This is a genomic window from Streptomyces sp. (genome assembly GCF_031178505.1).
GTDB lineage: Bacteria > Actinomycetota > Actinomycetes > Streptomycetales > Streptomycetaceae > Streptomyces > Streptomyces gulbargensis.
The window spans coordinates 1-8,245 of record NZ_JAPSIW010000267.1 but is presented as its reverse complement, the minus strand read 5'-3'; the positions used below and the strand labels follow the sequence as shown (position 1 = coordinate 8,245).

The window sequence follows — 8,245 nt, the reverse complement described above, 5'->3', positions numbered from 1 at the left end:
GATCAGGTCGCGTACCTCCGTCACGTCCGGCACCTCGCCGTGCCGGGCCGTCTCGAACAGGGGCACGGCGCCGTCCCACCGGGCGGCCCGGCGCATGGGCGCGCGGCGCGGCCAGAAGCCGCCGATGCACACGGGCGGACGGGGCCGGCGCACGGTGGCCGGCAGCAGTGTCACGTCGCGGACCTCGTAGTGGCGGCCGTGGTGGTCCACGGGACCGCCGGACCAGAAGCGAGCCAGCAGCTCCAGTCCCTCGTCCAGCCGTTCGGCCAGCACGCGCGGTTCGGCGGTGTCGCCGAAGCTGCGGTACTCGTCGTCGACCGGGCCGCCCAGCCCGGCCGCGAAGATCACCCGCCCGCCGCTGAGCCGGTCCAGGGTGGCGACCTGGCGGGCCAGCTGCTGCGGCCGGTACCGGGGGACCGGGGTCAGCAGGGTGCCCAGCCCGATCCGGGAGGTCGCCAGTGCGGCGGCGGTCAGCAGCATCCAGGGATCCCCGAAAGGACGCCCCCGGTGCCGGCGGTGCAGGACGTGGTCCCAGACGAACAGACCGTCCCAGCCGGCCTCTTCGGCGGCGGTCGCGACGGTCGCGACGTTGCGGGGATCGGCGAAGTCGCCGAAATTCGGAAGGTTCACGGAGTAGCGCATCCCGGCAGGATGGGCAGTCGGCGAACGCGGCGGCAACCGGATTCGGGCACGGGGCACCGGTGGCCCGGGAGAAGCGCGGTGGCAGGGGACCGAGGACTTCTCCGGTGGCAGGCCCCTGTCACCGGCCGGACAATGGAGTTGCGCTCAGCCGGGGCTCACGGCCGATGCCCGGGTGACCTTCCCCCGCTTCCGCGGCGCACCCACCGGTACGGGCACCTTCCGCCGCCCGCTTCTTCCGTTCGGCCCAGCAGCTCGGCACCGCTGGGCGCGGAGGTGTTTTCCGATGACCATGTGGGACGTGTACTGCCCGGAGGAAGACCTCGCCGTCATCATGCTCTTCCCCACCCAGGAGGCCGCCGACCGGGCCGCGACCGAACACAACGCCCAGTTCTCCCCGCCCCACACGGCCCGCGGGGTGACGCACACGCCCGGTCCGGATGTCCCGCCGCTCCTCAGCGAGGCGCAACGCGAGGCGTTCCGGCGGAACGAGTCCGACTTCGCCGAGCTGGAGCGGCACAGGCGTTCGGTACGCGAGGCCGCCGAGGCCCGTCTGCGTGACGCGGACTACGATCCCGGCGGTCCTCTGTTCTGCTACGTCTGCACGTGCAGCCAGTACCTCGCGCCGCCTGACGACGAGGGCGGTGTCGACGCCCGGTGTGAGCGGGAGTTCTGCCGGCACACGTGGATGCAGCACGCCTGAGACGCTGCCGCCGCACGGACCTAGCCGTCGGCCGCCTTCTTCACCGCCGCCGCGTACGCGTCGACGTACTCCTGCCCCGACAGGCGCCGGATCGCCTCCATGATCTCGTCCGTGACCGCCCGGATCACCGCCTTCTCGTCCGCCGAGCCCGCGTACCGGGAGAAGTCCAGGGGCGCGCCGAAGCGGATCGTGACCCGGCGGATCTTCGGCACCACGCGGCCCGGCGGCTGGATCTCGAAGGTGCCCACCATCGCGCACGGCACCACCGGCACCCCGGCGGTCAGGGCCATCACCGCCACGCCGACCTTGCCCTTGTAGAGCCGCCCGTCGTGCGAGCGGGTGCCCTCCGGGTAGATCCCGAGCAGCTCACCGCGCTCCAGGACACCGAGGCCCTCCCGGATCGCCGCCCGGCCCGCCTCCTTGCCCGACCGGTCCACCGGGATCTGCCCGGCCGCCCGGAAGAACGCGGCCGTCAGGCGGCCCTTGAGCCCCGGCCCCGTGAAGTACTCCCGTTTCGCCAGGAAGGTGATGCGCCGGTCCAGGACGGCCGGCATCAGGAAGTGGTCGGAGAACGACAGGTGATTGCCCGCGACGATCGCCGCGCCCTCCTCCGGGACGTGCTCCAGGCCCTCGGTCCTCGGGCGGAACAGCAGCTTGAGCAGCGGGCCGAGGAGCACGTACTTCAACAGCTGGTAGAACACCGGCAACCCCCGTTCGTCGTCCGTCAAGGCCGTTGTAACCGCCCGCGCGTCCGTGGTCCACTGGTGGAGGAGCGTCACCATGACCGCCGAACGCGCAGCGAGACGCCCCGGCCGACTCCTCACCGCGCTGCTGTGCGCGGCGACGGCGGCCGGGCTGTACGGCTGCTCCGGTACGGGTACCCCGGCTCCGTCGCCCATGCCTCCCACGTCCGCGGCGACCGCCCCGGACGGCCGCTCGCCGCTCACCGGCCTGCCCGCCCGCCCGGCCCCCGCGCTCGCCGTCAAGATCGACAACGTGGCGGCGGCCCGCCCCCACACCGGCCTCGGCGCGGCCGACCTCGTCTACGTCGAACAGGTCGAGGGCGGCGCCACCCGCCTCCTCGCCGTCTACTCCTCGCGCCTCCCGGAACGGGCCGGCCCGGTCCGCAGCGCCCGCGAGTCCGACATCGCGCTGCTGCGCCCCTTCGGCCGGCCGCTGCTCGCCTACTCCGGGGCCCAGAGCGCCCTCCACCCGCTGCTCCGCGCCGCACCCCTGTACCCCCTCACCGAGGACACCGCCCCCCAGGCCTTCCGGCGCTCCCCCGACCGGCCCGCCCCGCACAACCTCTACCTGCGGCCCGAGCGCGCCCTCGCCACCGTCCCCGACGCCCCGCACGTGCCGGACATCGGCCTGCGCTTCGGGCCCGCCCCCGACGGCGGCACCCCGACCGCGTCCACGACCGTCCGCTACCCGGCCGCCCGCTACACCTTCACCTGGTCCGACGCCGACCGCGCCTGGCGCGTCGCCATGGACGGCCGGCCCGCCCGTACCACCGACGCCGGCCCCGTGACCGCCACCACGGTCGTGGTCCAGCGGGTCACCGTCCGGCCCTCCGGCTTCCGCGACCGTTCCGGCGCCGTGTCCCCGTACACCGAGACCGTCGGCAGTGGCCCGGCGGTGGTCCTGCGCGACGGCCGCGCCCACGAGGCCCGCTGGAACAGGCCCACCGCCGATGCCGGAACCGCCTTCACCACGCCCGACGGCACGCCGCTCAGCCTCGCGCCGGGCCGCACCTGGATCGTCCTGGCCCCGCGCGGGTAGCCCGCGCCCCGCCGGGTAGACGCCCGGACCCGGGCAACGGCGGACCACACGGTTCCGGACGAGAGAGGTGGCACGCCATGGGCAGCGACATGTGGGGCTACTCCGGCACCTCCGGGCACGTGCCCGGGACCGAGCTCATCGGGTACGCGGTCGAGGCGGCGGACGGCTCCATCGGCAAGGTCGACCGGCACACCGAGGACATCGGCCGCTCCTACCTCGTCGTCGACACCGGGCCGTGGATCCTCGGCCACAAGGTGCTGCTCCCCGCGGGGCTGGTCGAGCGCGTGGACAACGAGAGCCGGACCGTGCGCGTCTCCTGCACGAAGGAGTGGGTCCGCGCGTCACCCGACTTCGAGCGCGGGCAGCACGACGACGACATCGCCCACCTGCGGCTCGTCGAGCGGTACTACGCGAACCGGCACATGTGACCCGCTGAGGCGACCCGCGGCCCTCCCGGCCCGCCGCCCTACGGCCGCGAGGGCCCCGGGCCGCCGGGCCGCCGGGGGCGCGACGCCCCGGGCGTGGCGCTGTCCGCCGCCGCCATCCCGACCGTCACCACCCCCAGCACGATCCAGCCGAACCAGAGCCAGCCGTTGCTGCCGAGGCCCACCGTGTACGCCGTCGTCAGGACCAGCGCCGCGCAGGTGAGTGCCGTCATCGTCTTCGTGGGACCGGACATCATCGCTCCGCCCTCCTCGAAGCCATCGTGACCCCTGGAGCGCGCCCCGCGCCACCCCCGCGCGCCCCCCACCGCGCCGCGTGCTTCCAGGTCGTGTCCGGAACGTAGCGGCGTCTGCCCGCGGGGCAGGGCCCGCGGCGTCCGGTGCCTGGGGTCTGTCCGGGCCCGCGGGGCCCAGGGGAGGATCGCAAGGCGGAGGGTCGCCCTCGTACGGGGCGTCCGTGGGTGATCCCGACAGCGCCGGGGGCACCTCCCGTGCCCGAAGGGCCACGGGGCAGAGCGTGCGTGCGCAGGGGGGCACCTCCCGGGCGAGCTCCGGGGGAGTCGCGGGCCGGGCGCGACCCCACGGAGACGACCTAGGCGCCGCTGCGCGTCCGCAACGAGGCCAGGTAGGCGTTGTACGCCTCCAGTTCCTTGTCGCCGTCCCGGTCGGCGGCCCGGTCCTTGCGGACGGCGTGGCGCTGCTCGGAGTGGTACCACTGGTAGACCAGCGCGATCAGCACCAGCACGGAGGGGATCTCGCTGAACGCCCAGGCGATGCCGCCCGCCGCGTTCTGGTCGGAGAGCGCGTCGATGCCCAGGGAGGCCGGCGGGTTCGCGTACGCCTTCACCATCGGCTCGGACGCCATCATCATGGCGATGCCGAAGAAGGCGTGGAACGGCATCCCGGCGAACAGCTCCAGCATCCGCATCACGTAGCCGGGGCGGTGCGGACCCGGGTCCACGCCCATGATCGGCCAGAAGAACACCAGGCCCACCATCAGGAAGTGCACCATCATGCCCACGTGCCCGGCCTTCGACCCCATGAGGAAGTCGAACAGCGGCGTGAAGTACAGGCCGTAGAGGCTGGCGATGAACATGGAGATCGTGAACGCCGGGTGGGTGATCACCCGCATGTACCGGCTGTGCAGCAGCTTCAGGAGCAGCTCTCGGGGGCCGGTCGAGCCGCGCCCCGCCACCGGCAGCGCCCGCAGCGCGAGGGTCACCGGCGCACCGAGCAGCAGCAGGATCGGCGACAGCATGGAGATCACCATGTGCTGCACCATGTGCACGCTGAACATGACCATGCCGTAGTCGTTGAGCCGGGTGCACATGACGAGGGCGATGGTCAGCACACCAGCGGTGAACAGCACCGTCCGGGCGACCGGCCACGCGTCCCCGCGCCGCCGCAGGCGGGCCACCCCCCACCCGTACAGACCGAGCGCCGTCAGGCAGCCGATCAGGAAGAAGAGGTCGGGAGAGAACTCCAGGCCCCGCCCCAGCGTGAACGGCGGCAGATCCGTGGTCATGCCGTGCCCGCTGTGATCCATCGATTACTCCTGGAGCCCGATTCGCGCTTGTTGTCCGCACCAGAGTAGAACCGCCCCCGGTCGCGTCCGCGACCGGGGGCGGCCGATGCCCGCGCGGCGGCCCGCGCCGGGCCTCAGAGCACGCACTCCGCCTCGGCGTAGCGGTCCGCAGGGACCGTCTTCAGGGACTCGACCGCCCGGGCCAGCGGCACCATGGTGATCTCCGTGCCGCGCAGCGCCGTCAGCATGCCGAACTCGCCGCGGTGCGCCGCCTCCACCGCGTGCCAGCCGAAGCGGGTGGCGAGGACGCGGTCGTACGCGGTCGGCGTGCCGCCCCGCTGGACGTGGCCGAGGATGACCGGGCGGGCCTCCTTGCCGAGACGCCGCTCCAGCTCGACCGAGAGCTGGTTGGCGACACCGGTGAAGCGCTCGTGGCCGTACTCGTCCTTGCCGCCCGAGCGGAACTCCATGGTGCCCTCGCGCGGCTTCGCGCCCTCGGCCACGACCACGATCGCGAACCGCTTGCCCGCCTCGAAGCGCTCCCCGACCCGGGCGGTGAGCTCGTCCATGTCGAAGGGGCGCTCGGGGACGACGATGGCGTGCGCCCCGGCGGCCATGCCGGAGTGCAGCGCTATCCAGCCGGTGTGACGGCCCATGACCTCCACGACCAGAACCCGCTGGTGGGACTCGGCGGTGGTCTTCAGACGGTCCAGGGCCTCGGTCGCCACGGTGACGGCGGTGTCGAAGCCGAAGGTGACATCGGTGGAGGAGATGTCGTTGTCGATGGTCTTCGGGACGCCGACGATCGGCAGGCCGCCCTGCGAGAGCAGGTTCGCCGCCTTGAGGGTGCCCTCGCCGCCGATCGGGATGATCGCGTCCAGACCGAGGTCGGCGACGTGGCCCTTGGCCCGCTCCACGCCGCCCACCAGGTGCGCGGGCTGGACGCGGGAGGAGCCGAGGATGGTGCCGCCGCGGGCGAGGATGCCGTTGACCGCGTCGAGGTCCAGCTTGCGGTAGTCCGCCTCCAGGAGGCCCTTCCACCCGTCGTGGAATCCGATGACCTCGTCGCCGTGGTCGACCACGGCGCGGTGCACGACGGATCGGATGACGGCATTCAGACCGGGGCAGTCTCCGCCGGAGGTGAGCACACCAATGCGCATAGCCCAAAAACCTTTGCAACGTGGGCCGACTCCCGGACCACGTCGTCCGGCTGGATCACCGCCACCCTATCGCCGCGGGGGCGGCGGGGCCGAACCGGATGTCCGCACAGTGGACACCGTACTTTCGTACGGGACGGGGGTGCGGGAAGGGCGCGCGGTCTCCCGCGCGCCCGTCCCGCACCGACGCGGCCTCCCGCGTGCCCTACGCGGGCTGGGTGGCCGCCGCGATGCGCTCGGCGCGCAGCGCCTCGTACCAGCGGTCGTCCGTCGGCGGCAGCGCGTTGACGTCGAGCGCGAGCTTCAGGAGCAGGTCCGCGATCTGCGGGTTGCGGGCCATCACGGGACCGTGCATGTACGTGCCGAAGACGGTGTCGTTGTACGCGCCCTCGGTGCCGTCGCCGGTCCCGTTGCCGTTGCCGAAGACGGTCCGCGCGAACGGGCGGGCCGTCGGGCCGAGGTGGGTGATGCCCTGGTGGTTCTCGAAGCCGGTCAGCTGGGGCAGGCCCAGCTGCGGGTCGATGTCGGCGAGGACGTCGCCGACGCACCGGGCGCCCTCGCCGCGGGTGGAGATCACGTCGATGAGGCCGAGGCCCGCCTCCCGCTCGCCGAGGTCGTTGATGAACTCGTGGCCGAGGATCTGGTAGCCGGCGCACACCGAGAAGATGATCGCGCCGTTGGAGGCGGCCCGGCTCAGGCCGCCGTCGCGGCGCAGCCGCTCCGCCGCGAGCCGCTGCGGCCGGTCCTCGCCGCCGCCGATGAGGTAGATGTCACCGGAGGTCGGCACGGGCTGGTCGCTGCGGACGTCGACGCGCTCGACGTGGAGGCCGCGCTGCTCGGCGCGGCGCTGGACGACGAGGACGTTGCCCTGGTCGCCGTAGGTGCTGAGCAGGTCCGGGTAGACCCAGACCAGGCGCAGGCTGCTGTCAGTCATGCTGCATGTCCTCTACGGGTCAGTTGCCGACGCGGCGGCGGACGTCCTGGAAGGCGGTGTAGTTGGCGATCAGCTCGATCTGCCCGGGCGGGGCCATGGCGACGGCCTCGTCGAGCGTCTCGCAGACGCGGAAGTCGACGCCCGCGACCTCCAGGCGGACGGCGAGGTCCAGCTTCCGGTCGCCGATCACCATGATCGGGTGGCCGGCGAGCCGCCCGTAGTCCACGTCCCACAGCCAGGAGGTGTCCGTGCCGTCGGCGCCGCGCGCGTTGACGGAGAGGATCACCGGCGCCGGCGGGCCGTCGATCAGGGAAAACGTTTCGAGCCAGCCCGCCGGGTTCTTCGCGAGCAGCAGGCGCAGGTCGCGGCCCTGGAAGGACACCACGTCGTACCGGCCGGCGACGGCCTGCACCTGGTACATGCGCTCCAGGGCGACCTGCGGCGGTACGCCGAAGACGGCGGCGACGGCGGCCGAGGTGGCGGCGTTCGCCTTGTTGGCGCGGCCGGGCAGCTGGAGCCGGATCGGCCAGGCCGAACCGTGCGGGTCGAGCACGTGGTCGCCGCTGAGGGCCCAGCTGGGCGCGGGGCGGCGGAAACCGCACTCGCCGCAGAACCAGTCGTCGCCCGGGCGCTGCATGACACCGCCGCAGGCGGGGCAGGACCAGGCGTCGTCCTTCCACATCTGGCCGGCGGCGACCCACACCACGTTGGGGGAGGAGGAGGCGGCCCACACGATCAGCGGGTCGTCGGCGTTGGCGATGACGACCGCCTTGGTGCCGTTGAGGCCCTCGCGCCACTTCTCGGCGAGCATGCGGGTCTCGGCGGCGCGGTCGAGCTGGTCGCGGGAGAGGTTGAGCAGCGCGATCGCCTTGGGGGTGGTGTCGCGGGCGACCCCGGCGAGGTACTTCTCGTCGACCTCGATCACGCCGAAGCGAGCGTCCGAGCCGCCGGCCAGGGCGGAGGTGATGCCGGCGGGCATGTTGGCGCCGAGGGCGTTGGAGACGACCGGACCGCTGGCGCGCAGCGCCTCGGCGATGAGCCGGGTCGTGGTCGTCTTGCCGT

10 protein-coding genes are annotated in these 8,245 nt (G+C 73.2%); 3 read left to right on the top strand and 7 right to left on the bottom strand.

Annotation, left to right across the window (positions count from 1 at the left end):
• Window positions 1-642 (bottom strand): LLM class flavin-dependent oxidoreductase (locus RIF68_RS18635; protein ID WP_309052404.1); only part of this gene is annotated, 642 nt, incomplete at its 3' end.
• A 283-nt stretch (window positions 643-925) separates the two neighbouring features.
• On the opposite strand from RIF68_RS18635, the gene RIF68_RS18630 reads away from it, so the two are divergent.
• Complete coding sequence (locus tag RIF68_RS18630) at window positions 926-1,342, top strand: hypothetical protein (protein WP_309052403.1); 417 nt, start codon at window positions 926-928, stop codon at window positions 1,340-1,342.
• A 20-nt stretch (window positions 1,343-1,362) separates the two neighbouring features.
• Here the strand turns inward: RIF68_RS18630 and RIF68_RS18625 are convergent, their stop codons facing one another.
• A complete protein-coding gene (locus tag RIF68_RS18625; RefSeq protein WP_309052406.1) occupies window positions 1,363-2,043 on the bottom strand; it encodes a lysophospholipid acyltransferase family protein in 681 nt (226 codons plus the stop codon).
• A gap of 79 nt (window positions 2,044-2,122) precedes the next feature.
• Between RIF68_RS18625 and RIF68_RS18620 the strand changes: the two genes are divergently transcribed.
• Together RIF68_RS18620 and RIF68_RS18615 are read left to right on the top strand one after the other, a co-directional pair.
• Window positions 2,123-3,124 (top strand): DUF3048 domain-containing protein, encoded by a 1,002-nt coding sequence (locus tag RIF68_RS18620; RefSeq protein ID WP_309052402.1) that lies wholly within the window; start codon window positions 2,123-2,125, stop codon window positions 3,122-3,124.
• A 77-nt stretch (window positions 3,125-3,201) separates the two neighbouring features.
• On the top strand, window positions 3,202-3,552 hold the full coding sequence (locus RIF68_RS18615) for a PRC-barrel domain containing protein (protein ID WP_309052401.1): 351 nt from the start codon (window positions 3,202-3,204) through the stop codon (window positions 3,550-3,552).
• Between the two features lie 38 nt (window positions 3,553-3,590).
• Here RIF68_RS18615 and RIF68_RS18610 read toward each other — a convergent pair whose 3' ends face one another.
• The 5 genes from RIF68_RS18610 to RIF68_RS18590 form a co-directional block, all read right to left on the bottom strand.
• Window positions 3,591-3,803 (bottom strand): hypothetical protein, encoded by a 213-nt coding sequence (locus RIF68_RS18610; RefSeq protein WP_309052405.1) that lies wholly within the window; start codon window positions 3,801-3,803, stop codon window positions 3,591-3,593.
• 356 nt (window positions 3,804-4,159) lie between these two features.
• Complete coding sequence (locus RIF68_RS18605; RefSeq protein WP_309052400.1) at window positions 4,160-5,113, bottom strand: cytochrome c oxidase assembly protein; 954 nt, start codon at window positions 5,111-5,113, stop codon at window positions 4,160-4,162.
• A 113-nt stretch (window positions 5,114-5,226) separates the two neighbouring features.
• Window positions 5,227-6,252 (bottom strand): 6-phosphofructokinase, encoded by a 1,026-nt coding sequence (locus tag RIF68_RS18600; protein ID WP_309052399.1) that lies wholly within the window; start codon window positions 6,250-6,252, stop codon window positions 5,227-5,229.
• Between the two features lie 202 nt (window positions 6,253-6,454).
• On the bottom strand, window positions 6,455-7,183 hold the full coding sequence (locus RIF68_RS18595; RefSeq protein WP_309052398.1) for a glutamine amidotransferase: 729 nt from the start codon (window positions 7,181-7,183) through the stop codon (window positions 6,455-6,457).
• 19 nt (window positions 7,184-7,202) lie between these two features.
• Window positions 7,203-8,245 (bottom strand): MurT ligase domain-containing protein (locus tag RIF68_RS18590; RefSeq protein WP_309052397.1); only part of this gene is annotated, 1,043 nt, incomplete at its 5' end.